A 25,890-nucleotide genomic window follows, 5' to 3' on the forward strand; every position below is an offset into this window, starting at 1 on the left:
ATTCAGTGCCAGCGGAGCCGCCGGCGGCTCAGGGCAGCATCCCCGCCGCCTCCGTCCAGAGCCGCCGGACCAGCTCGCCCGCCGGCTCCGCGGAGGAAAGCGCGGCGCCCTGGCCGGCCCAGGCCTGCATGCGGGAGACATCATTCGCCGCCTCCGCCGCCGCCCGCACCTTCACCATCAGCGCCCGCTGCACCGGATAGGGGGCGGGCCGCAGCTCCCCGGCGAAGAGTTCGGTCACCTGATTGCGGATGCCGCGCGCGAGGCGGCCGGAGAAGCCGCGGGTCAGCACCGTGTCCTCCGGCGGAGTGCGGCCGATCGCCTCTGCCCAGGCCGGATGGATGCCGGCTTCCGGGCAGCGCAGGAAGCCGGTGCCCATCTGCACCGCACTGGCGCCGAGGGTCAGCGCGGCCGCGATGCCCCGCCCCTCCATGATGCCGCCGGCGGCGATGACGGGCAGGCGCACCGCATCCGCGACCTGCGGCAGAAGGGCGAAGAGCCCGACCTGGGATTGCTCCGCCGCGGCATTCTCGAAGCTGCCGCGATGCCCGCCGGCCTCGGCGCCCTGCGCCACCACCGCATCGGCGCCGGCCGCCTCGGCCGCGCGCGCCTCCGCGACGGTGGTGGCGGTGCAGAACCAGGCGATGCCGCGGGCCTTGAGCCGCGCCACCACCTCCGGCGGGAAGACGCCCATGATGGTGGAGGCGACCGGAGGCGCCGCCTCGACCAGCGCCTCGCACTGCGCGGCGAAGTCCTGGACGAAGGGGCCCGGGCCCGGATCGGGCACCTCGACACCGCCAAGCCCGCCGAGCGCTTCGCGCACCTTCGCCTCATGCGCCGCGTCCCGCAGCGGGGGCGGATCGGGCGCCCAGAGATTGATCTGGAAGGCGCCGTTGCTGGCGGCGCGGAACTGCGCCACCCAGTCCCGCATCTGCGCCGGGGAGGACATCAGCGCGCCGAATCCGCCGAGCCCGCCCGCCGAGGCGACGGCAGCGGCGAGGGCGGGCGGGTTGGAGCCGGCCATGGGCGCCTGGAGGATGGGGGCACGGAGGCCGAATCGGTCGCAGAAGGCCTGGGCGCGGCTGCGGGCGGTCATCGGACGTTTTCCTCCTGTTGGGCATGGCATGCTGCGCCGGCTGGACCCGCTCGCAAAGCGGCCTGCGGCGCAGTGCCGGCATGTGGGGCGGCGATAGGCCCGTCGTGCCGGCAACTCCGGGGGCAGCGCGCCATTGAGCCCGTGTAGAGCAGGGAGGACGCCATGCCTGTCGACGTGAAGTACACCACCAGCGCCACCGCGACCGGCGGGCGCGACGGTCGCGCCACCACCAAGGACGGCAGCCTCGATGTCGGCCTGTCCACGCCGAAGGAACTCGGCGGCGGCGGCGGGCCGGGGAACAATCCGGAGCAGCTCTTCGCGGCCGGCTATGCCGCCTGCTTCATCGGGGCGATGAAAGCCGTCGCCTCCCAGGGCGGCAGCACGAAGGTACCGGCCGACACCACTGTCACGGCGACGGTCGGCATCGGACCGCGCAGCGAGGGCGGCTTTGGTCTCGACATTCAGCTCGATGTCTCCCTCCCGGGCGTGCCGCGCGACCAGGCGGAGGCGTTGGTCGAGAAGGCGCACCAGGTCTGCCCCTACTCAAATGCGACGCGGAACAACGTACCGGTCCGGCTGACGGTGGTCTGACCCGGCGCCGCCGGCCGGGGCGCGCCGCCCCCGCCGGGCATGATCCTGGCCGGCAGGTGCAGCGCGCCCGCTCGACCGGGCGCGTCCGGCTAACGGTCGGCGAGCCGTCCCGGAACCTGGGCGATGGCTTCCAGCCCCGCATTGGCGAAGGCGAGGCGCAGGTGCCGCTCCTGCCCGGGACCGAAGAAGGGACCGGGCAGGCCGAGCAAACCCCGCTCCGCGGCCAGGCACTCGGCCACCGTCATGGCATCCGGGCCGTCTTCCGGCACGCGGAGATAGGCGAAATAGGCACCGAGCGCATCCAGCCGCCAGCCAGGCAGCTGCGCGACCACCGCCCGGAAGCCTGCCGCGCGCTCCGCCATCAGGTCGCGGTTGCCGGCCCGCCAGGTGGCGAGCGCCGGCACCGCCCAGGCCAGCGCCGCCTGCGCCGGCCTCGGCGCGCAGATCTGCCAGGTGTCGAGCGCCTTCATCAGCTCCGCCCGGAAGGCCGGGCCGGCCAGGATGGCGCCGACCCGGTGGCCCGGCACGCAATAGGCCTTCGAGAAGCTGTAGAGATGCACGAGGCCGTCCCGCCAGGCCGGATCCTGGAACAGGCGGTGCGGCGGCGTCGATGCGGCGGGCAGGAAGTCCCGGTAGGTCTCGTCCAGCACCAGCCAGGCGCCGTGCCGGCGGCAGAGTGCGGCGCAGGCCTCGATGACCTCGGGCGGGTAGATGGCCCCGGTCGGGTTGTTGGGAGAGACGAGCACCAGGGCGCGGGCGCCGGCAGCCAGCAGCGGCGCCAGCCGGGCGGGGTCGGGAATGAAGCCGTCCTCGGCGCGGCAGGGCAGGGGGATCGCAGGGATGCCCTGCATCTCCAGCGCCATGCGATGGTTGAAGTACCAGGGCGTCGGCAGGATGACCCCACCCGGGCCACCGGCGGCGATGACCGCCATGGTCATGGAGAAGGCCAGGTTGCAGCCGGCGGTGATCGCCACATCGGCCGCGCCGATCCCTGCGCCGTAGAAGGCCGCGGCGTCGGCGGCCAGGGCCTCGCGCAGCGCGGTGTCGCCGTCGATCGGCCCATAGCCGGCGGCGGCGCGGCTGCCGCCCGCCTCCGCCAGCTTCGCCAGCAGATCGTGATGCGGCGAGTAGCCAGGGACGGCCTGGGTCAGGTCGATCATCGGCCCGGCCCCGCCGGCATAGCGCGCGGCCCAGGTGCGGGCGACGGGGATGGGGGGCGAATCGGTAGCGCGGATGCGGGGCGACAGCAGTGGCAGGTCAGGCATGGCCCGACCCTTCCACCCGGCGGCCGCGCCGTCCAGGCGTTACGCCTGGCCGGCGATCCGGCGGCGGGCGGCGGCGAGGCTGCGCGAGCCCTGGGTATTGCCGCCGCGCATGTAGTGCTTCTCCGGGCGGTAGCCCTGCAGGCCGGTCCATGCGGCCAGGACGGCGAGGCCGCGACGAAGGATGGTCGGCAGGCCGGGGCGGGCAGGCGGCTGGCTGAAAATGCCAGGGGCGTGAGATAGGGCCGCGAACATGGAAGACCTCAAATCACATACAGGATACAATAAACTTCCCGTGTATCACGTCAACACGAAAATGTGAGCGACCTGGCCGGCGACCCGGCGCCGGCCGCTCTCCCGGCTGAGCCGAGGCAGGGCCGTGCTCGCCGGCCCTGCCTCATGGATAGGGTGGGCGGCACGGCAGGGCTGTGACGGGGAACACGGCGACACGAGCCGCCGGGGCAGGGCCAGGCAGGCAGTATGCGGTGCGGCACAGTCGCCGCGGCCGCGCGGCTGAATCGCGATGCGAGCGGGCGTGAACGCCCGGGGGGCGAGAATCGGGCCCTGGGCGATGGCCTGTGCCGGATCGGCCAGGGCCCGGCGGTCAACGGGCCGGGGCAGTCGTGCGGCTCTGCCGGCGGGCGGCCAGCGGTCCGGCGCAAGTCACGATGGGCCGGCTGCCATCCCGCGACCGGGGTGGCTGTCGGTCACCGGTCAGCACGTCGCACCTGCGATGAGCGGATCGCGGGAATGCCGAAGGCGCGGCACCGGAACGGCCTCAGGCACCCGCTCCGCCTGTGGCGGCCTCGCTGCGCGGCATGAACCGCGCGCCGCATTCGCCGCCTCGGCCGCCGGTGGCGACGGCGAGCGGAGACTCATGCCGGTCGGCAATCCCTGCCGCATCACACCGCGTGGCGAACACGGATCCGGCTGCGGGAGGGTTTATCAGCTGCGCCGGATCGCCTTGCGCGCCTCCAGCTGGGCGATCTCCGCCTCGCCATAGCCGAGCTCTCCCAGCACCTCCGCCGTGTGCTCGCCGAGTCGCGGCGGGTGCCGGCGGATACTGGCCGGCGTGGCGGCAAAGCGCGTGGCGGGCTTCGCCATCCGCAAGGGCCCCTCCGTCGGGTGCTCCATGGGCGGGAACATCCCGACCGCGCGCAGATGCGGGTGCTCCGGCAGGTCCTCGATGCGCGAGAAGGCGGTCGCCGGGATGTCCAGTTCCTCACACAGCGCCAGCCATTCGGCGGTGCTGCGGGAGGGCGCGATCTCCGCCACCGCGGCATAGACCCGGTCGATCTGGGCGTTGCGCTTCACCGGGTCATCCACCGAGAGCTGCTCGATCAGCTCCGGCCGGCCGGCGGCGGTGAAGAAGGCCCGCCAATGCGCTGCCGTATAGGGCAGCAGCGTCATCCAGCCATCCCTGGTCGGCACCGGCTTGCGGTGCCGGAGGCGCTTGTAGCCAGGCTCGCCGATCGGCGGCGTGAAGGCATGGCCGCCCTGGTGCTCCACCGCGACGAAGGCGGTCAGCGTCTCCAGCATCGGCACCTCGACCAGCTGCGCCTCGCCCGTCCGCTCGCGATGCAGCAGGGCCGCCAGCACGGCGGAGACCAGCGCCATGCCGGTGATCTTGTCGGCGACCAGGGAGGGGACGAAGCGGGGCCGGCCCTCCTCCTCCCCCACGATGTCGGCGAAGCCGGAGGCGGCCTGGATGATCTCGTCGAAGGCCGGGCGGGCGCGGTGCGGCCCGTCCTGGCCGAAGCCGGTGGCCACCGCGAAGACCATGCGCGGGTTCAGCGCCCGGCACTGCTCCGGCCCGAAGCCGAGCCGGGCCATGCCGGCCGGGCGGATATTGGTGACGAGGACATCGGCCGTCGGGATCAGGCGCCGCAGCACCTCCGCTCCCTCCGGCGATTTCAGGTCGAGGACGACGGAGCGCTTGTTCCGGTTCACTCCGAGGAAGACCGAGGCCATGCCGCGGTTGCGGAAGACGCCGGAGTTGCGGACAAGGTCGCCCGCGGGCGTCTCGATCTTGATCACCTCCGCCCCCCAGTCGCCCAGCGTCTGGGTGGCAAGCGGCCCGAGCACCACCGCGGTGAGGTCGAGCACGCGGATGCCGGCGAGCGGGCCGGTGGCCGGCGCCGTCTCCGTCATGGCTCGCATTCTCCTCGGTCCTGGTCGTTCGGCAGCATGCGCGTCTCGCTCCCCTTGCAGGCTGCGGCCTGCGGCCGCTTGGCCGGGAGCCTAGAGCAGATCCCCCTGGGGCGGGAACGCCGGGAGCGGAACTCTGTCGGGAAAAGGACGATCGACGGCGGAATGCTTCCAATCCCGAAGGCAATCCGTTGTGGCGGCCAGGCCGCGGCCGGGCTACCGGGGAGGTGGAGCGGCCACCGCCGGCTCCGGCATGCCGGCCCGTGCCGTACGGCACTGCTTTTGCTTCATACATGCGCAACCGTGGGGCACATAGGACGGCAGGCCGGGCGGCGGTGCCGCTCGCGAGGGAAAGGCGCGCGAAGCAGTGACGGATGCGATGATGAACCTCGATGCGGCCGGTGATGCGGCGGCGCTGCGCGATGCGATCGTCCGCAAGCTGACCTATGACCTGGGCAGGAGCCGGAGCGGCGCGCGCGACCGCGACTGGTTCCTGGCCACCGCCCTGGCGGTGCGGGACCGCGTGATCGACCGCTGGCTCGACGTGACCCGCGCCACCTATGAGCAGGGCGAGAAGCAGGTCTACTATCTCAGCCTGGAATTCCTGGTCGGCCGGCTGCTGCGCGACAGCGTCAGCAATCTCGGCCTGACCGAGACGCTGAAGGAGGCGCTGGCGCCGCTCGGCGTCGATTTCGATGCGGTGCGGCTCGCCGAATCGGATGCCGCGCTCGGCAATGGCGGCCTCGGCCGGCTGGCCGCCTGCTTCATGGAGAGCCTGGCCAGCCTCAACATCCCCGCCTTCGGCTACGGCATCCGCTATGAGCACGGGCTGTTCCGGCAGATCCTGCGGGAAGGCTGGCAGCATGAATACCCGGAGGACTGGCTGACCTTCGGCAACCCCTGGGAATTCGCCCGGCCGGAGATCGCGCACGATATCGGCTTCGGCGGCTCGGTCGAGTCCGTGCGGGTCTCGGACAACGAGGTCCGGCAGGTTTGGCACCCGGCCGAGACGGTGCAGGCGGTCGCCTATGACACGCCGGTGGTCGGCTGGCGCGGCAGGCATGTGAACACGCTGCGGCTATGGTCCGCCCGGGCGCTGGACCCGCTGAAGCTGGAGGCCTTCAATTTCGGCGACCATGTCGGCGCGCTGGCCGACCGGATGCGGCAGGAGGCGATCAGCAAGGTCCTCTATCCCTCGGACGAGACGCCGGCGGGGCAGGAACTGCGCCTGCGGCAAGAGTACTTCTTCACCTCGGCGGCGCTGCAGGACCTGGTCCGCCGGCACCTGCGCGTCTATGGCGACCTGCGTTCCCTGCCCGAGCGGGTGGCGATCCAACTCAACGACACCCATCCGGCCATCGCGATCGCCGAGCTGATGCGCATCTGCGTGGACCTGCACGGCATCCCCTGGGACGAGGCCTGGGCCATCACCCAGGGCTCGATCAGCTACACGAATCATACCCTGCTGCCCGAGGCGCTGGAGAGCTGGGCGGTGCCGCTGATGGAGCGGCTGCTGCCGCGCCACATGCAGATCATCTACCTGATCAACGCCCATCACCTGGACGCCGTGCGCGCCGCGCATCCCGGCGATGTGCGGCTGCTCGCCTCCGTCTCCCTGATCGAGGAGGGGCATGGCAGGCGGGTGCGCATGGGGCATCTGGCCTTCGTCGGATCGCACAAGGTCAACGGCGTCTCGGCGCTGCATTCCGACCTGCTGAAGAAGACCGTGTTCCGGGACTTCCACGCGCTCGCCCCGGACCGCATCGTCAACAAGACCAACGGCATCACCTTCCGCCGCTGGCTGCAGCAGGCCAATCCCGGCCTGACCGGCCTGCTGGTGGATGCGCTGGGGCCCCGCGTGCTCGACGATGCGGAGGCGCTGGACGGCCTCGCGCCGCTCGCCGAGGATGCCGGCTTCCGGGACCGCTTCGCCGCGGTGAAGCTTGCGAACAAGGAGGCGCTGGCGGCGCTGATCCGCCAGCAGCTCGACCTCCGTGTCGATCCGCACGCCATGTTCGACGTGCAGATCAAGCGCATCCACGAATACAAGCGCCAGCTGCTGAACATCCTGGAGACGGTGGCGCTCTATGACGCCATCCGGGCCCAGCCGCATCTCAACTGGGTGCCGCGCGTGAAGATCTTCGCCGGCAAGGCGGCGGCGAGCTACCATCGCGCCAAGCTGATCATCAAGCTGGCACATGACGTGGCGCGGGTGGTGAACGGCGACCCGACGGTGCGCGACCTGCTGAAGGTCGCCTTCCTGCCGAATTACAACGTCTCCCTGGCCGAGATGATCGTCCCCGCGGCCGATCTCTCGGAGCAGATCTCGACCGCTGGCATGGAGGCCTCGGGCACCGGCAACATGAAGCTGGCGCTGAACGGCGCGCTCACCATGGGAACGCTGGACGGCGCCAATGTCGAGATCCGGGAGCGGGTCGGCGACCCCAACATCTTCATCTTCGGCCTGACGACCGAGGAGGTGGAGACGCGCCGGCGCGATGGCAGCCATGGCGCTGCCGCCATCCAGGCCTCCCCCCGGCTTGGCGAGGTGCTGGAGGCGGTGGAATCCGGCGTCTTCTCGCCCGACGATCGTGGCCGCTACCGGGAGCTGATGGCTTCGATCCGAGGTCACGACTATTTCATGGTCGGCGCCGATTTCGACAGCTATTTCGAGGCACAGCGCCGCGCCGATACTCGCTGGGAGGATTCGGCGGCCTGGTGGCGGAGCGCGGTGCTGAATACGGCGCGGGTCGGCTGGTTCTCCTCCGACCGCACCATCGCCGAATATGCCGAGGAGATCTGGCGCGTGCCGGTCAGGCGGTAAGCCGGCCGGCGCGGCGACCGAGGGAGAGGGGACCGCATGGCTGACAGCCGCCCGCGCAACGAAGGGCCGCTCGCCCGTTCCGCCATGGCCTTCGTGCTGGCGGGCGGGCGGGGCAGCCGCCTGATGGAACTGACCGACAAGCGGGCCAAGCCGGCGGTCTTCTTCGGCGGCAAATCCCGCATCATCGACTTCGCGCTCTCGAATGCCATCAACTCCGGCATCCGGCGCGTGGCCGTCGCGACCCAGTACAAGGCGCACAGCCTGATCCGCCACCTCCAGCGCGGCTGGACCTTCCTGCGGCCGGAGCGGAACGAGAGCTTCGACATCCTGCCCGCCAGCCAGCGCGTCTCCGAGCATAACTGGTACCTCGGCACCGCCGATGCGGTGTTCCAGAACATCGACATCATCGAGGACCTGGCGCCGCGCCACATCGTCCTGCTGGCCGGCGACCACATCTACAAGATGGACTACGAGGTGATGCTGCAGCAGCATCTGGACCGCGGCGCCGGCGTCACGGTCTGCTGCATGACGGTCCCGCGCGCGGAGGCCCGCGGCTTCGGCGTGATGTCGGTGGATGCCTCCGGCCGCATCATCGACTTCGTCGAGAAGCCGGCCGACCCGCCCGGCCTGCCGGACCAGCCCGACCGGTCGCTCGCCAGCATGGGCATCTATGTCTTTGAGACGCGGCTGCTGATCGAGCAGTTGCGGCGTGACGCGGCGGACCCCGCCTCCTCGCATGATTTCGGCAAGGACATCATCCCCCGCATGGTCGCCGAGGGCACGGCGCAGGCCCACCGCTTCGAGGCGAGCTGCGTACGCTCGGCGGCCGAGACCGAGCCCTACTGGCGCGATGTCGGCACGGTGGACGCCTATTGGGAGGCCAATATCGACCTCACCGATGTCGTCCCGCCGCTCGACATCTTCGACCAGGACTGGCCGATCTGGACCTATGCCGAGGTCGTGCCGCCGGCCAAATTCGTCCATGACACGGATGGCAGGCGCGGCGAGGCGGTCGCCTCCCTTGTCTCCGGCGGCTGCATCGTCTCCGGCGCCTCGGCGCGGCGGTCCCTGCTCTTCACCGGGGTGCACCTGCATTCCTATGCACAGATCGAGGGTGCGGTGCTTTTGCCGCAGGTGGAGGTCGGGCGGCATGCGCGTCTGCGCAATGTCGTCGTCGATCGCGGCGTGCGCATCCCGGAGGGGCTGGTGGTGGGGGAGGATGCGGCGGAGGATGCCCGCCGCTTCCGCCGGACCGAGAAGGGCATCTGCCTGATCACCCAGCCCATGCTGGACCGGCTCGGGGCATGACGCTGCGGGTCCTGGCGGTCGCCTCGGAAGCCTTTCCGCTCATCAAGACGGGCGGCCTTGCGGATGTGGTGGGGGCGCTGCCCGGAGCGCTGGCGGGTGAGGGAATCGCCGTCACCACCCTGGTGCCGGGCTATCCGAAGGTGATGGCGGCGATCGGCGATGCGCCCATCGCACTCGATCTGCCGGACCGCTTCGGCCCGGCCCGGTTGCGCGCGGGGCGGGCCGGCGGGCTGGACCTGTTGGTGCTGGAGGCGCCGCAATTCTTCGACCGGCCCGGCAACCCCTATACCGGGCCGGCGGGCGAGGACTGGGAGGATAACGGCCTCCGCTTCGCCGCCCTCGGTTTCGCGGCGGCGGAGGCTGCGGTCGCGCTCGGCTTCCAGGCGGTGCACGCGCATGACTGGCAGGCCGGCCTCGCCGGCGCCTATCTGCGCCTCACGGCGCCGCGGCGGGTGCCCCTTGCCTTCACCATCCACAACCTCGCCTTCCAGGGGCAATTCGCACCGGGCCTCTTCCCGCGCCTCGGCCTGCCGCCGACCGCCTGGCGGGTCGATGGGCTGGAGTATTTCGGCCATGTCGGCTTCCTGAAGGCCGGGCTCTGGTATGCCGACCGGATCACCACCGTCTCCCCCACCTATGCCGAGGAGATCCGCACACCGGAGGGCGGCATGGGTCTCGACGGGCTGCTGCGCGGCCGGGCGGAGGTGGTCAGCGGCATCCTGAACGGCATCGACGAGACGGTCTGGGACCCGGCCACGGACCCGGCGCTGGTGGTCCGCTTCTCCGCCGCCGATCCATCGCCCCGCGCCGCCAACAAGCCGGCGCTGCAGTCCCGCTTCGGCTTGGCGCCGGAGCCGGAGGCGCCGCTCTTCGCCTTTGTCGGGCGGCTCGCCTGGCAGAAGGGGATGGATCTGGTGCTCGAGGCGCTGCCGGCGCTGCTCCGGGCGGGCGGGCAGCTTGCCATCCTCGGCACCGGCGATGCGGCGCTGGAAGCCCGCTGCCTCGGCGCCGCGGCGGCGCATCCCGGCCGGGTCGGCGCCTTCATCGGCTTCGATGAGGCGCTGGCCCGGCTCTGCTATGCCGGCGCGGATGCGGTGCTGGTGCCCTCACGCTTCGAGCCCTGCGGCCTCGCCCAGCTTTGCGCGCTGCGCTACGGCGCGCCGCCGGTCGTCGCCCGGACCGGGGGGCTGGCGGACACCGTCATCGACGCGAATGCGATGGCGTTGGCCGCCGGCTGCGCGACCGGCGTGCAGTTCCCCCCGAGCGATGCCGCGATGCTGGGGGCCGCCTTGCAGCGCACCGCCGGGCTGATCCGCGACAGGGCGGCCTGGGCGTGCATCCGGGCCAATGCCCTGGCCTGCGACGTCTCCTGGCATCGCTCCGCCCGGCAATATGCCGCGCTGTTCCGGGAGATCGCCTCGGCGAATGGTTGATGTGGGCGAGGGCAGGCCGGAGCCGCTCGGCGTCACCGCCGATGGGGCAGGCGTGAATGTCGCGGTCGTGGCACCGGATGCGACCGCCATCGAATTCTGCCTGTTCGATGCGATCCGCGACGTGCCGGTCGCCTGCCACCGCCTGCCGGCGCGCAGCGGCGATGTCTGGCATGGGGCCGTGCCCGGGATCGGGCCTGGCGCGCGCTACGGGCTGCGCGCGCATGGCCCCTGGGACCCGGCGGCGGGGCATCGCTTCGATCCGTCGAAGCTGCTGCTGGACCCCTGGGCGAGCCGGATGGACCGGCCCTATCGCCTGCATGAGAGCCACTTCGCCCGCGGCGTGGACAGCGCGCCTTTCGTGCCGAAGGCGGTGGTTCCGGTGCCGGCCGCCACCGTCTCGCCCCCGCCCGCCGCGCCGGGGCCGCGCGTGATCTATGAGATGCATGTGCGCGGCTTCACCCGCCTGCACCCGGCGATCCCCGAGGAGATCCGCGGCACCTTCGCCGCGCTCGGCCATCCGGCGGCCATCGCGCATCTGCGGGCGCTCGGCGTCACGCATGTGGAACTGATGCCGGTCGCCGCCGGGATCGACGAGCGCCATCTGCCGCCGCTCGGCCTCAACAACCACTGGAACTACAACCCGGTCGGCTTCCTTGCCCCCGATCCCCGCCTGGCGCCGGGCGGGATGGAGGAGGTGCGTGCCGCCATCGCCGCGCTGCGCGCCGCCGGAATCGGGGTGATCCTCGACGTGGTCTACAACCATAGCGGGGAGGGGGATGAGTTCGGCCCGACCCTTTCCCTGCGCGGCCTGGCCAATGCCGCTTTCCATCGCTTCGGGCCGGATGGCCGCTACGCCAATGATGCCGGCTGCGGCAATACCCTGGCGCTGGACCGGCCCTGGCCGCTGCGCCTCGCCATGGATGCCATGCGCCACTGGGTGCTGGCGGCGGGGGTGGAGGGATTCCGGCTCGACCTCGCCGTGACGCTGGGCCGGCGCGACAGCGGCTTCGACCCCCAGGCGCCGCTGCTGGCCGCCATGCGGCAGGACCTGCTGCTGCGGGAGCGGATCATCATCGCCGAGCCCTGGGACCTTGGCTGGGGTGGGTACCAACTGGGCGCCTTCCCGCCCGGCTGGGGCGAGTGGAACGACCGCTTCCGCGACACCCTCCGCCGCTTCTGGCGCGGCGATGCCGGGCAGGTGCCAGATCTTGCCACACGCCTCGCCGGCTCCGCCGACCTCTTCGGCCCGGCGCGGCGGCGGTTGAGCGACAGCGTCAACTACGTCACCTCGCATGACGGCTTCACCCTGGCCGACCTCGTCTCCTTCACCCGGAAGCGCAACCTGGCGAATGGCGAGCACGGCCATGACGGCCATAACGAGAACCATTCCTGGAATTGCGGGATGGAGGGGCCGACCGACGACCCGGCGGTGCTGGCGCGGCGCGCGGGCGATGTCCGGGCGCTGCTGGCGACGCTGCTGGCGGCGCGCGGCACGCCCATGCTCTCCATGGGCGATGAATGCGGCCGGACCCAGGGCGGCAACAACAACGCCTATGCGCAGGACAACCCGGTCTCCTGGCTCGACTGGGCGGGGATGGATCAGGGGCGGATGGAATTCACCGCCCGGCTGGTCGGGGCGCGGCTGGCGCATCCGGCACTGCATGCGGACCGGGCACTGACCGGCATGGCGCAGGATGAGGCCGGCCTGCCGGACGTCGCCTGGCTGCGGCCGGATGGCGCCGCCTTCGGCCCGGCGGACTGGGCGGATGCCGGGCGGCGCAGCTTGGTTGCGGTGTTCTATGAGCCAAGCCGCGGCGGACGGCCCGCCGACCGGGTGCTGGTTGCCGTCCATGGTGCGGCGGAGCCAGCCCCGCTCACTCTCCCGGCGCCCCGTCCTGGCTTCGCCTGGAAGGTGTTGGCCGACAGCGCCGATCCCGGACGGGTGGGTCAGGTGGGCGGCCCATTGGTGCTTGCCCCCCGCAGCGTGCTGCTGCTGGCGGAGGCACCGGCCTGACGCGGCGAATACATCATTACGGGTGGCTTCACCTCCGACCCGCCCCGCTCGTTCCGCCGTGACGGGTAGGGGGCGGGGGCATGCGTTCCGTTCGCGCCAGCCTTGGGGCATGCTTTCCATCCAGGATCGTGATGGCACGAGGGGGAAGGACATGCAAAGCGGGCTGCACCATCGGCACGCCCATGGCTCGGGCGCCCCGCTCAAGCGGGCCGGCCTCGCGTGAGCCTCGAACCCCTCGTCTCGCTGCGTGGCATCGCCAAGCGCTACGCGACCGGCACGCTGGCGGTCCGGGGGATCGACCTCGACATCGCGCAGGGTGAGGTCCTCGCCCTTCTCGGCCCGTCCGGCTGCGGCAAATCGACGCTGCTGCGCATGGTGGCCGGCCTGTCGGAGGCGACCGCGGGCCGCATCGACTGGCCCTCCGGCCAGCCCAGCGCGCGCGATATCGGCTTCGTTTTCCAGGAACCGACGCTGATGCCCTGGGCGACGGCGCTGGCCAATGTCGCGCTGCCCCTGGAACTCGGCGGCATGGGGCGGCGGGAGGCGGCGGAGCGCGCCGCCGCGATGCTGGCGCGGGTGGACCTGAAGGGCTTCGAGAATGCCTATCCCCGCGCCCTCTCGGGCGGGATGCGGATGCGTGTCTCGATCGCCCGCGCCCTGGTCACCAGGCCGCGGCTGCTGCTGATGGACGAGCCCTTCGCGGCGCTGGACGAGATCACGCGCTTCAGGCTGAACAACGATCTGCTGGAACTCTGGGAGGCGGAACGCTTCACCGTGGTGTTCGTGACCCATTCCGTCTTCGAGAGCGTCTACCTGGCCCGCCGCATCGCGGTGATGGCGCCGCGGCCGGGCCGCATTCATGCCGAGCTGGCAGTGGAGGCCGGTTATCCGCGGGGCGAGGAGTTCCGCACCTCCGCCGGCTATGCCGCGCATTGCCGGGAGGTGTCGCAGGCGCTCGGCGCCGCCATGGCGGGCGCGGCGGCATGAGCCAGGTGCTGGAACGGCGCGCCGAGGCGCTGGAGGCGGCGGCGGTTCCGCCACGCCCACCCTTCGGCCTGACGGCGGAGGGCTGGCTGCGCCTCCTGGCGCCGGTCGTGATTGGCCTGCTCGTGCTGGGCGGCTGGGAATGGCTGGTGCGGACGCGCGGGATCCCGCCCTATGTGCTGCCCGGCCCGGTGGCGATCGCCGAGACCCTGGTGCGGGACTGGGGCACGCTCTCGGCTTCGCTGCTCGTCACGCTGAAGATCACCCTGCTGGCGCTGCTGGTCGCCGCCTCGCTCGGCCTGGTGCTCGCGGTGCTCTTCGCCCAGTCGCGCATCGTCGAACTCTCGCTCTTTCCCTATGCGGTCATCCTGCAGGTCACGCCGATCGTCGCCATCGCGCCGCTGATCATCATCTGGGTGGACGACGTCACCCTGTCGCTGCTGATCTGCGCCTGGATCGTCGCCTTCTTCCCGATCCTCTCCAACACCACGGTCGGGCTGAACAGCACGGACCACAACCTGCTGGACCTCTTCCGCCTCTACGGCGCCAGCCGCTGGCAGGTGCTGTGGCGGCTCCGGCTGCCGACGGCGATGCCCTTCTTCCTCGCCGGGCTCCGCATTTCGGGTGGCCTGGCGCTGATCGGCGCCATCGTCGCGGAATTCGTCGCCGGGACGGGCGGGCGGGCCTCCGGCCTTGCCTACCGCATCCTGGAATCCGGCTACCAGTTGCAGATCCCGCGCATGTTTGCGGCACTGGTGCTCGTCTCCGCTACGGGCATCGCGATCTTCCTCGCGCTCAGCCTGCTGTCGCATCTGCTGCTGCGCCGCTGGCATGAGAGCGCGATGGCCCGGGGGGACCGCCGATGAGTGCCGCCATGGACAGGCTGCGGGCGGCGATTGCCGCCGGAGGCGGCGCGTACTGGCTGCGCGATGCGCGGGCGCCAGCGGCGCTGCTGGCGGGCGTGGGGCCGGGCCCCACGGATGCGCAGGGGCTGGTGCGCTTCGACCTGAAGGTCGAACAGGGACGCATTGCCGCCATCGCCCCGCTCGGCACGGCCCCAGAGGGACCGAGCCTTGATGGCGGGCAGGTCTGGCCCGGGCCGGTGGATTGCCATACCCATCTGGACAAGGGCCAGATCTGGCCTCGTCGGGCCAATCCGAGCGGCGACTTCGCGGGCGCGCTGGCCGCCGCTGCTGCCGACCGCGAGACCTGGACCGAGGAGGATATCGAGGTACGGTTCGAGTTCAGCCTGCGCGCCGCGCATGCCCATGGCGCCGTCGCCATCCGCACCCATCTGGAGAGTGTCGCGCCGCACGATCCCGTCTCCTGGCGGGTCTTCCGTCGGCTGCGGGACCGCTGGGCCGGGCGCATCACCTTGCAGGCCAGTTCCATCGCGCCGCTCGAGTGCTTCCAGGGAGAGGATGGCGAGATGCTGGCCGACATGGTGGCCGAGTCCGGTGGCGTGCTGGGCATGGTATGCCGCCTCTCCGGCGGCCTGCAGGACCCGCTGCCGGATGCCTTCCAGCCCATGCTGGACCGTTTCTTCTCGCTGGCCGAGGCGCGCGGGCTCGAACTCGACCTGCATGTGGATGAGAGCGGCGAAACCGGCGCCCGCGCGCTGCGGGAGGTCGCGGCCACCGCGCTCCGCCGCGGCTTCAGGCACCGCATCCAGTGCGGTCATTGCTGCTCCCTCTCCCTCCAGCCCGAGGCATTCGCGCGGGAGACGATCCGGCTCTGCGCCGAGGCGGGGATCGGCATCATCGTCCTGCCGATGTGCAACATGTACCTGCAGGACCGCGTGCCGGGCCGCACGCCGCGCTGGCGCGGCGTCACGCTGGTGCACGAGCTGCGGGCCGCCGGCGTGGCGGTCTCCGTCGCCTCCGACAATGCGCGTGATCCTTTCTACGCCTATGGCGATCTGGACATGCTGGAGGTCTATCGGGAGGCGACGCGCATCCTCCACCTCGACCACCCCGTGGGGGACTGGCCGCGCGCCGCCAGCGCGACCCCTGCCGCGGCGATGGGGCTGCCGGACACCGGCTGGCTGAAGCCCGGCGCGGCGGCCGATCTGCTGCTGTTCCGGGCCCGCGGCATGACGGAGCTGCTGAGCCGGCCGCAGAGCGACCGCATCGTGCTGCGCAGCGGCAAGGTGCTGGAGGCGGAGTTGCCGGACTGGCGGGAACTGGACGCGGTGCTGGGGACCGGTCCAGGCTGAGCCCCTGACCGGGAGGACCCCCATGCTCGGATCGCAACGCGACGCCTTCGACATCCCGCGGGAGATCGCCTATCTCAATGCCGCCTCCTGGAGCCCGCTGCCGAGGGCGGTGCAGGAGGCCGGGCATGCGGGCGTCGCGCGCAAGGGCCAGCCCTGGCGCTGGGGCGCCGCCGACCAGGCGGCGCAATTCGCCCGCGCCCGCAAGGCGGCCGCGGCGCTGATCGGTGCCGCGCCGGAGGACATCGCGCTCATCCCCTCGGTCGGTTATGGCTTTGCCACCGCGGCGAAGATCCTGCCGGTGCCGCAGGGCAGCCGGGTGCTGCTGCTGGCGGATGACCACAGCTCCCCAACCCTCGAATGGATGCAGCGCGCGCCGGAGGGCGGCTTCACGACCGAGGTGGTGGGGCGCCCGGCGGATGGCGACTGGACCGCGGCGCTGCTGGAGGCGATCGAGCGGTCCGGCGCGCCGCCCCTGGCGCTCGTCTCCATCTCCTCGGTCCACTGGTCGGATGGGGGGCTGGTCGACCTCGCCGCGGTCGGGGCGGCGGTGAAGCGCCAGGGCGCGGCGCTGCTGGTGGATGCCACGCACCATGCCGGCGTGCTGCCGATCGATGTCGTGGCGCTCGACCCGGATTTCCTGGTCTTCCCCACCTACAAATGGGTGCTCGGACCCTATGGCCGCGCCTTCCTCTATGTCGCCAGGCGCTGGCAGCAGGGCGTGCCGCTGGAGCAGACGAGCTACTCCCGCAAGGCGGTCGCCGCCGAGACCGCGCCCTATTTCGCTGACCTCGCCTTCGCCGAGGGCGCGCAGCGCTTCGATATGGGGGAGCGGGACCATTTCATCTCGCTGGAGATGGCCTCGCTCGGGATGGAGATGATGGCAGCCTGGGGCCATGCCGCGATCAGCGCCCGCCTCGCCATGCTGAATGAGCGGATCGCGGCGGGGCTGGCGGGACTGCCGGTGGAGGTTCCGGCGGCGCGCGTCCGGGCGCCGCATGTGCTGAGCCTCGGCTTTCCGCAGGGCATGCCGGAGCGGCTGGTGGAGCGGCTGGCCGCCGCGAAGGTCCATGTCGCCCCCCGCCTCGGCCGCCTGCGCATCAGCCCGCATGTCTATAACGACGAGGCGGATGCGGACGCCTTCCTGTCCGCCTTCCGGCGATGCATGACATAGCACGCGGCGCGGCGCCGCGCCGCTGCGCCTGGCGCCGGTCAGCCGGGCAGGGTGACCGTCAGTCGCGCCATCCCGCGAAGAAGCCATGCACGCGCCGGAGAAAGTCCTCCAGCTCCGGCCGCTGCCGGTGATCCATGCGGGTGAGGTAGAGCCAGTCCAGCCGGCAGTCGCTGGCGCAGAGCCGGCGCAAGCCGCGGCCCATCACCTTGCGGTCCGGCCAGCCGATATACCAGAGCAGCCAGAGCGGCGAGCCATAGGTGGTGACCACCGCGATGCGGCGGATATTGGTCAGCAGCGGCTCGATCGCGCCCGGGCCGATGCGGAAGGCGATGCCAGGCAGCCAGACACGGTCGAACCAGCCCTTCAGCATGGCCGGCATGCCGTACCACCAGGTTGGGTAGACCAGCACCAGCGCCTCCGCCCAGCGCAGGTCGGCGGCCTCCTGCGCGACCGCGGCCTCGTTGGCGCCAGGCGTGTTGGTAATGCGGTGCTCCTCGGCCGACATCACCGGCACGAAGCCGCTCGCATGCAGGTCGCGCAGCCGGACCTCATGCCCCGCCGCCGTCAGGGCCTCCCCCGCAGCCTGCCGCAACGCGGCGGAATAGCTGTCCGCACGCGGGTGGCAGGCGATCATCAGCACCTTCATGGGCGGCCGCGGAGGCGTCCCGGCATGCCGGGCGCATGCGCCGCCATCACGCCAGCTTCAGGTCGGCCGCCGGCGGCAGGAATTTCGGATCGTAAACCTCGGCCCAACCCATCGGCCGGGCAATGCCGAAGGCGTCGCGCACCATGTCGATGCCGCGCTGCAGCCGCGCCGTGTCCACCTGGCCGAAGCCCTTCTCCCGCACATGCGGCGTGAAGGTCAGCTCCTCCATCGCGATCTTCAACCGTGCCGTCTCCAGCGGGACATCGGTCAGCGGCTCCCGCGCCCGCAGCACCTGGATGGTGGCGTCCGGATTGGCGAGCGAATCGTAGTGGGACCGGACCAGGGCGCGGATGATGCCGGTGACGGCACGCGGATTCGCCTCCGCCCAGCGGCGCGTGGTGATCAGGGCGATGGAGTAGAAATCCGCCCCGTGCTCGCCATAACGCAGGGAGACGATGTCCTTCTCCGGGATGCCGAGGCCGCGCAGCGACAGCCCGCCGCTGGTGATGAAGCCGGTGATGCCGTTGACCCGGCCCTGCACCAGCATCGGCTCGCGGAGCTGCGGCGTCACCGTCTGCCACCGGATGCGGGCGGGGTCGATGCCGGCGGCCTTGGCGAAGGCGGGGAAGAGCTGCCGGCCGGCTTCCGTCTCGGGCGCGGCCAGAGTCTTGTCCAGCAGGTCGGCCGGCTTGGTAATCTTCTCCCGCGCCAGGGTGATCACCGCCAGTGCCGTCTGGTCGAAGACCAGGAAGGGGCTGAACAGGTCGCTCTCCGGCCGCTCCAGCTTCATCCGGATCGTCGGATTGATGTCGGCGCAGCCGATGTCATAGGCGCCGGAGGCGATCTTCACCGGGACATCACCGCTGCCGAAGCCGCGGTCCATGGTGACGTTCAGCCCCTCGCGGCGGAAGTAGCCGCGTTCCAGCGCCAGCAGGAAGACGGCCTGCGGACCCTGCAAAGCCCAGTCGAGCATGAATTTCACGTCCAGCAGCGTCTGGGCATGCACCGCCGGGGCGGCGAGCGCCGGGGCGGTGGCGAGCAGGGTCAGGGCGGTGCGGCGCTGCATCGGGCTCTCCGGGACAGGTCTTTCTCGGGGAGGCATAGCAAGGGCGGGACCAGGCACGCCACGCCGGTGAGAGCCGAATCCGGGCGGGAATCGCGCGAAGCGGAGCGCCGGTTGCCGAAAGCCTGTCTAGGCGGCCTCGCCCCATGCTGGCCGGCCTTCCGCGGCTGCTGGTCCAGCGCGCCATGCGAATGGAGGCGGGCGTCAGCCCGCGACTACCCAGGGCATCTCATCAGCGATCAGGCCGACCGGCTGGTCGCCATCTATGCGCAGTGCCTCGCAGCCGGCGCCGCCGGCCGTGTGCAGCACGCTGCGATTGTCCCAGATCAGCACGTCGCCCGCCTGCCAGCTATGCCGCCAGACCAGCGACTCGGCGGTCGCCGCGGCGAAGAGCGTCTCCAGCAAACGCCGGCTTTCGTCGGCCGGCAGGTTCAGGATGCGCGTGGTGAAGGCAGGGTTGGCGTAGAGCGACGGCTCGCCGGTCTCCGGATGTCGGCGGAGCAGCGGATGCTCGGCCCGCGCGCCAGGGTTGCGAGGGCTGGCATGCAGGGCACGGAGCGATTCCAGCCGGTTGCGCAGCCCGACCGGCAAGAGGAGCAGTGCCCGGCGCTGGTCGGCGAAGGCGATCTCGCCATCGCTGGTCGCGGCGCGCATCAGGCAAGCCAGTGCCGGCTTCGCCGCATAGCTGCGGTCGGCATGCCAGAAGGGGCCGCGCACGGCGCCGGGCGGCGGCAGATCGGGCGTCGGACCGACCTTGAGCGGCAGGCTGGGGGCCGGCTGGTGCAGTGCCTGGGCCCGCAGCGGCAGTTCCAGCGCCGCCAGGCCATGCGCGAGGCTGGCGGGCAGGGCGCGTTGGCCGCGCAGCAGCAGCACGCCGCGCTCGATCAGCGCATCGTGCAAAACCTCCAGCATCGGGCCGGTGAGCGGCCCTGCGAGATCAAGGCCCGCAACCTCGGCGCCGATGGCCGGATGGAGCGGGCGGAGCGTGATGCCAGTGGCGGAGGACGTGTGAAGGATGAGTGTCTGGGGCATGGCCAGCGGCTCCGGACGGACCGGGAAGGGAAGGGCGCGGAGCCGGGTTGGGTTCCACGACTGTGGCGCAGCATTCCTCAGATAAATGGCAAAAACAATAGTAAATTATGATCAAGCGCATGACGGATCGTGGAATGGGCGTCTTGGCTACGGCCAGCGGGAGTACGGGCGCGGCAGGGCCGCATGCCTGCATGGCTTCACCCGCCATGCGATGCCGCGCACAACCTGCTGCATGATTCGGCATTAAAGCGAATATCGGTAGTGAATTCGTTCAGGATCCTGCGCTTGCCTCCGCAGCCAAGCCTGGCCAAGACTGGCGCTTCACACTGTTGCCGGGGAGATGGCCGTGACACCGGACGCGCTTCGCCACTCGGCCCTGACTCATGTCGAGCCCCCGCCGACCCTGGCGGGTCCCGTTCTTGCCCTGTGGTGGGATGCGCACGGCGACTGGGACCGTGCCCATGCCGCCGCGCAGGCCGGCGAGGACGCGGCCAGCGCCTGGGTGCATGCCTATCTCCACCGCAAGGAGGGAGATCTGGGCAATGCCGATTACTGGTATCGCCGGGCATATCGGACCCGCCCGGATCTCACGCTGGCGGCGGAATGGTCGGCCATCGCCCACGCGCTTCTGTGAGCGGGTCGGCGGCAGTCACTGTCTTGCGCTGTGCCGGCGTGCGGAGACATCCAGGCCGCGCCTCCTCGGACTTCCGACCCGGTCCCGCCGCCCGTAGCGCCGCCGGCGCCCCGTGCAGGGGAAGCACCCAAGCCGTGGATGCAACCCCTCCCTGACAGCGGGGGCCGCGTGTGCCGCGGTCGCGAAGCCCGCCAAGCCGTGATCACGCACCTGCGACGGGTGCGGAGAGCCCGGCAGACCGTGGCACCCCTGCCGCCGCCCGGCAGGGGCGCGAGCAAGGCGGCCAGCAGGCGATCCGCGTGACGCCCGATGGGGTGGCCTGCCGGTGCGCCGGTGCGGTGATCGCTGGTGGGGCATGGCCGCTGGGCAGCGTCAGCGGGATCTCGGCCCCATCCGGCACGGGTGGCGGGCGGACTGCATGGCTGCGCGCGGCGAGGGCGGTGCTCGGCAACTCAGCGCGGCTGGTCCCCAGGGGAGGGTGGTGTGATGCCGGCACGTGCGCCGATATCGAGCACGGGGATGATCGGCGTGCCATCTCGCCAGATCAGCGCGCGCAGGGCGCGGCCGGGGAGGGTGCGCTTGCGGTGTTCGCCGGCCAGCGCCATGCGGGTGAAGCCGCGCGCATAGGCCAGGCGCCAGCGGAAGGGCAGCAGCCGGATGCTGTCCTTCGGCACGAGATCGGAAAAGATGGTCAGCAGCTCCACAAGCATTCGCCGTGGGAATTCCCGCCAGACCTGCTCCGGCTGCCCCAGCATGCGCCGTGTCGCGACCGTGGAGGCGCCCTGCCAATAAAGGCGGTTCAGCAGCCATTCCGGGTTCATGCGGTTGCCCTGGATCTGGTGCTGCACCACGATGCGGCTGTCGTACCAGGCGGAATAGCCGCGATCCTGCAGCTTCCAGCCGACCTGCACATCCTCGTCCGAGAGCAGCAGCCCGGCGAAGCGGCCAAGCCCGTCCGAGAAACCGCCGATGTCGAGCAGCGGCCTGCGCTGCACGATCATGTTCACCCCATAGGGTTCCAGGGTCACCGGCAGCGCCGGGGAGCGGTACTCGCCGCTACCCTCCCATTCGATGATGGAGAGGACCCCACGGAGCGAGTGCGGCCACCAGTCGGGCAGCGGCTGCTCCCAGACCGGCAGGACGCGCCCGCCGATGACGCCAGGCCAGGGATCATGCTCCTGGATGACCGCGCGGATCTGCTCGATCCAGTCCGGCGCCGCCATCGCATCGTCATCGAGATAGGCAAGGAAATCGCTGTTCGAATGCTCGGCACCCATGTTGCGGGCGGCACTTGCTCCAGGCCGGTCCACCCGCAGCAGACGGGCATTCGGCAGGGCCCCCGTCATGCTGCGCAGCGCAATGCCGGTTTCCGCCGTGCCGCAGCTATCCACCACAATCACGTCGAAGGCATCGAGCCCCACGGTTTGCGTCCGCAGGCTCTCGAGGCAGCTGCGCACGTAATGCGGGCGGTCATGCGTGACGAGGCAGACGGTGATGCTCGGCATTCGCCTGTCCTTGTCGTTGCGGTGCAATGCGTTCGGCGCCTGGCTTGTTGGTGCCATCACCGGCGATTCTATTTCGTGGTCGTGCATCCCGCCTCTGTGATGACCCGCATCTCGGGTGCGAAGATTAGGCAGTCAAAGCCATGGCACGGAAGGGCGGGATGGATCAGCACGACCCCGCAGCAGTCACGTTGGCTTGCGCAGCAAGTCATGCGCGCAGCTTTGTCCGGCGGGGCCTGAGCATGTCATACATATGCTGCATCTTTGTGTCAGGTTGCAGCGTCTCACGCCAATGGCACTATCGTCTTCGCAGCTGCGGTGGGATTTTCCGCCGGCGGTACCAGGAATGTAGGTGGTGATGGAGGACGCGCGAGTCGCGCCGGCGGCAGGCAGGGCGGCATCGCTCCTGCCCTTGGCCGTTGATCTGGATGGCACACTGTTGGCAACCGACACCCTGCACGAAGGGCTGGTGGCGGCGCTGCTGCGCGACCCTGCCTCCGTGCCAGGGCTGCTCATGGCGCTGCCGAAGGGGCGGGCCGCCTTCAAGCGCCGGGTCAGCCGCGCCGCGCCGGCCAATGCCGCAATTTTGCCGTTGCGTAAGCCTTTCGTCGAATGGTTGCAGGCGCAGCGCGCTGCCGGGCGCCGCCTGCACCTCGTCACCGCAGCCGACCAGTCGGTGGCCGATGCGGTGGCGCAGCATCTCGACATCTTCGACAGCGCCACGGGCAGCGACGGCACCCGCAACCTGCGCGGGCCCGAGAAGGCCGCTTGGCTGAAGCAGCGCTTCCCGGAGGGCTTCGCCTATGCCGGCGACAGCCGGCATGATCTCGATGTCTTCGCCGCGGCGGAGGAGATCGTACTGGTGAACACCAGCCCGCAGGTTGCCGCCGCCGCCCGCAAACTGGCGGATGCCGAGGTGCTGGCGGAGTTCCCACCACAGAATTCGCCCGTGCGCGATTGGTTGGGCGCCCTTCGCCTGCACCAATGGTCGAAGAATGCGCTGCTCTTCGTGCCGCTGATCCTCGGCCACAAGCTCGGCGATCCGGATGCCATCCTGAACTGCCTGCTGGGGCTGTTCCTGATGGGAATCACGGCCTCGGGCACCTACCTGCTGAACGACATTGCCGACCTGCCGTCCGACCGGCTGCACCGTACGAAGCGCAACCGCGCCATCGCGGCCGGCCGCATCGCGCCCCTGCATGCGCTGGCCGGCGCGATCGCCCTGATCCTCGCGGGCCTCATCGGCGGTGCGGTGCTCAGCACCACATTCGCCCTCGGGCTCCTCGCCTACATCGTTCTGTCCTTGACCTATTCCGCGGTGCTGAAGGGCATCCCTCTGCTGGATACGCTCACGATTGGCGGGTTGTTCACCCTGCGCCTCGCCCTGGGCGTGGAGCTGGCAGGTGTGCCCTACTCTCCCTGGCTGATGAGCTTCGCCGGATTCTTCTTCTTCTCCTGTGCGCTGGCCAAGCGGCATGGCGAGTTGATGGAGGCGAAGATCAGCCATGGCGGCAGTCTCGCCCGCCGCGGCTATGAGGCGGACGACTGGCCGCTGACCCTCGGCTTTGGTGCCGCTTCCGCAATGGCCGCGCTGCAGATCATGATCCTGTACGTGGCGAACGAGGCCGCCCCTTCGCGCCTCTATACCGATGCCGCCTGGCTTTATCTCGCGCCTGCTGCGCTCGCGATCTGGCTGGTGCGCATCTGGATGCTGTCGCATCGCCGCGCCCTGCGCGATGACCCCGTGGTTTTCGCCCTGCGCGACCCCTGGAGCTGGGGCATCGGTGCGGTCATCGCCGCCGCGATCGTCGTGGCGCTCTGAGGCCGCCATGCCGGACACCATGACCGAACAGCGCGCGGCAACGGCCGAGGCCCATCGCGCGGCCGGCTGGAAGCCGGTCTCATTGCAGGGGTGGGGGCGCAGCAGCACTGCGCCCTGCCTGGCGGCCCGCCCCGAGCGCATGCGCGAGCTGCTGGCGGCGCTCGATCCGCCGGAGGGGCGCAGCCTGCTGCCGCATGGCGGCGGCCGCAGCTATGGCGACCAGGCCCTGAATACCGGTGGCGCCGCCCTGCTGACCGGCCGGCTCGACCGCATCCTGGCCTTCGAGGCGGAAAGTGGCGAAATCGTCACCGAACCGGGCGTGACCTTCGCCGATTTGCTGGAGGTTTTCCTGCCGCGCGGCTGGCTGGCGCCGACCTCGCCCGGCACGGCCTTCGCCACCATCGGCGGGGCGGTCGCCAATGACGTGCATGGCAAGAACCACCATCGCGTCGGCAGCTTCGGCGACCATGTGCTCTGGCTCGACCTGCTGCTGCCGGATGGGCGGATCCTGCGCGTCTCGGACGACGAGGATCCGGCGCTGTTCCGCGCCACCATCGGTGGCATGGGCCTGACCGGCATCATCACCGCCATCTGCTTCCGCATGCAGCCGGTGCCCTCCAATGCGCTGAGGGTGCGCAGCCGGCGCATTCCGGACCTCAATGCCTTCCTGGCCGGCTTCGCCGAGGCGGCCGAGGCGAGCTGGTCGGTTGGCTGGATCGATGCGCTGGCCTCCGGCGGCGCCCTCGGCCGCGGGATCCTGGAAATCGCGGAGCCGAGCGATTCGGGCCTGCCTGCGCCGAAGCCGAAGGCCCGCAGCTTCCCTGTCGAGGCGCCGGGCTGGCTGCTCAACCGCTTCTCCGTGCGCGCCTTCAACGCGCTCTACTGGCGGCGTGTGCCGGCCGCGGGGCGGGAGGAATTCCAGCACTATGGGAAATTCCTCTACCCGCTGGACACCATCCACCACTGGAACCGGATGTATGGGCGCCGCGGTTTCCACCAGTTCCAGTGCGTGCTGCCCTTCGGCCCTGGCGAGACGGCGCTCCGCAAGCTGCTGGAGACCATTTCGGCGGCGGGCGATGCCTCCTTCCTCGCGGTGCTGAAGGTCATGGGACGGCCCGGGCGCGGTCTGCTCTCCTTTGCCCTGCCGGGCTATTCCCTCGCCCTCGACATTCCGGCGCGGCCCGGGGTGCGCGGCCTCTTCGCCACGCTGGAACGCATCGCGCGCGATGCCGGTGGGCGCATCTATCTGGCGAAGGACAGCCTGCTCTCGGCCGAGGGCTTCTGGGAGATGTATCCGGAAGCGCAGCGCTTCATGGAAATCCGCGGCTCGATCGATCCCGAGGGCCGCCTCTCCTCCGACATGGCGAAGCGGCTCGCCCTGGCATGAGCACGACCGTGCAACCCACCTGGCTGATGCTCGGCGCCTCCTCCGCCGTGGCACGGGCCTTCGCGCGGGAAGCCGCCGCGCATGGTGCCGGCATCCTGCTCGCCGGCCGCGACATGGACGATCTGGAGCGGCAGGCCGCCGACCTGGCCATCCGGCACGGCGTGCCGGCTGCGCCGGTGCCTTTCGATGCGCGCGACATCGATTCCCACGCCGCCTTTGTCGCGGACTGCGCGGCGCGGGCTGGCGGGCCGCTGAACGTCTTCCTCGCCTTCGGCGTCATGCCCGATCAGTCCGAACTGGACCGCGACCCGTCCATCGCAGCGGCGATGGTGGAGGCGAATTTCACCGGTGCCGCCACCGTTCTCGCCGCCCTCGCCCCGGTGCTGGAAGCGCAGCGCCAGGGCGTGGTCGTCGCCCTCGGCTCGGTCGCGGGCGATCGTGGCCGGCCGCGCAACTACACCTATGGCGCGACCAAGGCGGCACTGCTGACCTATCTGCAGGGCTATGCCGCGCGCCTCTCGCGCTCCGGCGTCCGGGTGCTCTGCCTCAAGGCCGGTCCGGTTGATACCGGCATGACTTGGCCGCTTCCGAAACTGCCTTTCATGGTCTCGCCGCGTGCCTTCGCCGCCGGCGCCTGGCGACTGGCGCAGGGCAAGGGCGGCGCGTCCTATTTGCCTCGCATCTGGTGGCCGGTGATGGGCATCATCCGCAGCCTGCCAACGCGAATTTTCAACCGCCTGGACCTCTGAGGCGTACCACCC

21 protein-coding genes are annotated in these 25,890 nt (G+C 70.9%); 13 read left to right on the top strand and 8 right to left on the bottom strand.

Annotation, left to right across the window (positions count from 1 at the left end):
• Window positions 1-28 precede the first annotated feature (28 nt).
• On the bottom strand, window positions 29-1,093 hold the full coding sequence (locus tag LHA35_RS13755; protein WP_226608847.1) for an NAD(P)H-dependent flavin oxidoreductase: 1,065 nt from the start codon (window positions 1,091-1,093) through the stop codon (window positions 29-31).
• Window positions 1,094-1,255: 162 nt separating this feature from the next.
• On the opposite strand from LHA35_RS13755, the gene LHA35_RS13760 reads away from it, so the two are divergent.
• The gene (locus LHA35_RS13760; RefSeq protein ID WP_226608848.1) at window positions 1,256-1,684 is read left to right on the top strand and encodes an organic hydroperoxide resistance protein; all 429 of its coding nucleotides are present in this window, start codon (window positions 1,256-1,258) and stop codon (window positions 1,682-1,684) included.
• An 89-nt stretch (window positions 1,685-1,773) separates the two neighbouring features.
• Here the strand turns inward: LHA35_RS13760 and LHA35_RS13765 are convergent, their stop codons facing one another.
• The 3 genes from LHA35_RS13765 to LHA35_RS13775 all read right to left on the bottom strand — a co-directional run bounded on the left by LHA35_RS13765 (window position 1,774) and on the right by LHA35_RS13775 (window position 5,097).
• Window positions 1,774-2,949, bottom strand: coding sequence for an aminotransferase (locus LHA35_RS13765; protein ID WP_226608849.1), 1,176 nt, complete (start codon window positions 2,947-2,949; stop codon window positions 1,774-1,776).
• A 39-nt stretch (window positions 2,950-2,988) separates the two neighbouring features.
• Window positions 2,989-3,201: a hypothetical protein gene (locus tag LHA35_RS13770; RefSeq protein ID WP_226608850.1), complete on the bottom strand. Its 213-nt coding sequence runs from the start codon at window positions 3,199-3,201 to the stop codon at window positions 2,989-2,991.
• Window positions 3,202-3,891: 690 nt separating this feature from the next.
• On the bottom strand, window positions 3,892-5,097 hold the full coding sequence (locus LHA35_RS13775) for a CaiB/BaiF CoA transferase family protein (RefSeq protein WP_226608851.1): 1,206 nt from the start codon (window positions 5,095-5,097) through the stop codon (window positions 3,892-3,894).
• 379 nt (window positions 5,098-5,476) lie between these two features.
• On the opposite strand from LHA35_RS13775, the gene LHA35_RS13780 reads away from it, so the two are divergent.
• The 8 genes from LHA35_RS13780 (at window position 5,477) to LHA35_RS13815 (ending at window position 17,043) form a co-directional block, all read left to right on the top strand.
• Window positions 5,477-7,918 carry a glycogen/starch/alpha-glucan phosphorylase gene (locus LHA35_RS13780; protein ID WP_226608852.1) on the top strand — a complete coding sequence of 814 codons (2,442 nt, stop codon included), beginning with the start codon at window positions 5,477-5,479 and terminating at the stop codon, window positions 7,916-7,918.
• 36 nt (window positions 7,919-7,954) lie between these two features.
• Window positions 7,955-9,226: a glucose-1-phosphate adenylyltransferase gene (gene glgC, locus LHA35_RS13785; RefSeq protein WP_226608853.1), complete on the top strand. Its 1,272-nt coding sequence runs from the start codon at window positions 7,955-7,957 to the stop codon at window positions 9,224-9,226.
• Between the two features lie 2 nt (window positions 9,227-9,228).
• Window positions 9,229-10,659: a glycogen synthase GlgA gene (gene glgA / locus LHA35_RS13790; protein WP_226608913.1), complete on the top strand. Its 1,431-nt coding sequence runs from the start codon at window positions 9,229-9,231 to the stop codon at window positions 10,657-10,659.
• Window positions 10,652-12,673, top strand: coding sequence for a glycogen debranching protein GlgX (gene glgX / locus LHA35_RS13795; RefSeq protein ID WP_226608854.1), 2,022 nt, complete (start codon window positions 10,652-10,654; stop codon window positions 12,671-12,673). The genes glgA and glgX overlap by 8 nt, the downstream gene beginning before the upstream one ends.
• A 219-nt stretch (window positions 12,674-12,892) precedes the next feature.
• On the top strand, window positions 12,893-13,660 hold the full coding sequence (locus LHA35_RS13800; RefSeq protein WP_226608855.1) for an ABC transporter ATP-binding protein: 768 nt from the start codon (window positions 12,893-12,895) through the stop codon (window positions 13,658-13,660).
• Entirely contained in the window at window positions 13,657-14,523 is an 867-nt protein-coding gene (locus LHA35_RS13805; RefSeq protein ID WP_226608856.1) for an ABC transporter permease, read from the top strand. Before LHA35_RS13800 ends, LHA35_RS13805 begins: the two co-directional genes overlap by 4 nt.
• Window positions 14,520-15,872 (top strand): cytosine deaminase, encoded by a 1,353-nt coding sequence (locus tag LHA35_RS13810; protein ID WP_226608857.1) that lies wholly within the window; start codon window positions 14,520-14,522, stop codon window positions 15,870-15,872. The genes LHA35_RS13805 and LHA35_RS13810 overlap by 4 nt, the downstream gene beginning before the upstream one ends.
• A gap of 22 nt (window positions 15,873-15,894) precedes the next feature.
• Window positions 15,895-17,043, top strand: coding sequence for an aminotransferase class V-fold PLP-dependent enzyme (locus LHA35_RS13815; protein WP_226608858.1), 1,149 nt, complete (start codon window positions 15,895-15,897; stop codon window positions 17,041-17,043).
• 58 nt (window positions 17,044-17,101) lie between these two features.
• Here LHA35_RS13815 and LHA35_RS13820 read toward each other — a convergent pair whose 3' ends face one another.
• The 3 genes from LHA35_RS13820 to LHA35_RS13830 form a co-directional block, all read right to left on the bottom strand.
• Entirely contained in the window at window positions 17,102-17,689 is a 588-nt protein-coding gene (locus LHA35_RS13820; protein WP_226608859.1) for an NAD(P)H-dependent oxidoreductase, read from the bottom strand.
• A gap of 46 nt (window positions 17,690-17,735) precedes the next feature.
• Complete coding sequence (locus tag LHA35_RS13825) at window positions 17,736-18,755, bottom strand: ABC transporter substrate-binding protein (RefSeq protein ID WP_226608860.1); 1,020 nt, start codon at window positions 18,753-18,755, stop codon at window positions 17,736-17,738.
• Window positions 18,756-18,956: 201 nt separating this feature from the next.
• Entirely contained in the window at window positions 18,957-19,784 is an 828-nt protein-coding gene (locus tag LHA35_RS13830; RefSeq protein ID WP_226608861.1) for a TauD/TfdA dioxygenase family protein, read from the bottom strand.
• A gap of 340 nt (window positions 19,785-20,124) precedes the next feature.
• Here LHA35_RS13830 and LHA35_RS13835 point away from each other — a divergent pair, with 340 nt between their 5' ends.
• Entirely contained in the window at window positions 20,125-20,418 is a 294-nt protein-coding gene (locus tag LHA35_RS13835) for a hypothetical protein (protein WP_226608862.1), read from the top strand.
• 452 nt (window positions 20,419-20,870) lie between these two features.
• On the opposite strand, the gene LHA35_RS13840 is transcribed toward LHA35_RS13835, so the two are convergent.
• Window positions 20,871-21,923, bottom strand: a complete 1,053-nt coding sequence (locus LHA35_RS13840; protein WP_226608863.1) for a glycosyltransferase family 2 protein — start codon at window positions 21,921-21,923, stop codon at window positions 20,871-20,873.
• A 355-nt stretch (window positions 21,924-22,278) separates the two neighbouring features.
• On the opposite strand from LHA35_RS13840, the gene LHA35_RS13845 reads away from it, so the two are divergent.
• From LHA35_RS13845 to LHA35_RS13855, 3 genes are read left to right on the top strand one after another with little or no spacing between them, the layout of a single operon-like run.
• Window positions 22,279-23,742 (top strand): UbiA family prenyltransferase, encoded by a 1,464-nt coding sequence (locus tag LHA35_RS13845; protein WP_226608864.1) that lies wholly within the window; start codon window positions 22,279-22,281, stop codon window positions 23,740-23,742.
• A 19-nt stretch (window positions 23,743-23,761) separates the two neighbouring features.
• Entirely contained in the window at window positions 23,762-25,129 is a 1,368-nt protein-coding gene (locus tag LHA35_RS13850; RefSeq protein WP_226608865.1) for an FAD-binding oxidoreductase, read from the top strand.
• Window positions 25,126-25,878, top strand: a complete 753-nt coding sequence (locus LHA35_RS13855) for an SDR family NAD(P)-dependent oxidoreductase (protein WP_226608866.1) — start codon at window positions 25,126-25,128, stop codon at window positions 25,876-25,878. The genes LHA35_RS13850 and LHA35_RS13855 overlap by 4 nt, the downstream gene beginning before the upstream one ends.
• The last annotated feature ends 12 nt before the right edge of the window (window positions 25,879-25,890 follow it).

It is taken from the genome of Roseicella aerolata (assembly GCF_020523605.1).
GTDB classification, from domain to species: Bacteria; Pseudomonadota; Alphaproteobacteria; order Acetobacterales; family Acetobacteraceae; genus Paracraurococcus; species Paracraurococcus aerolatus.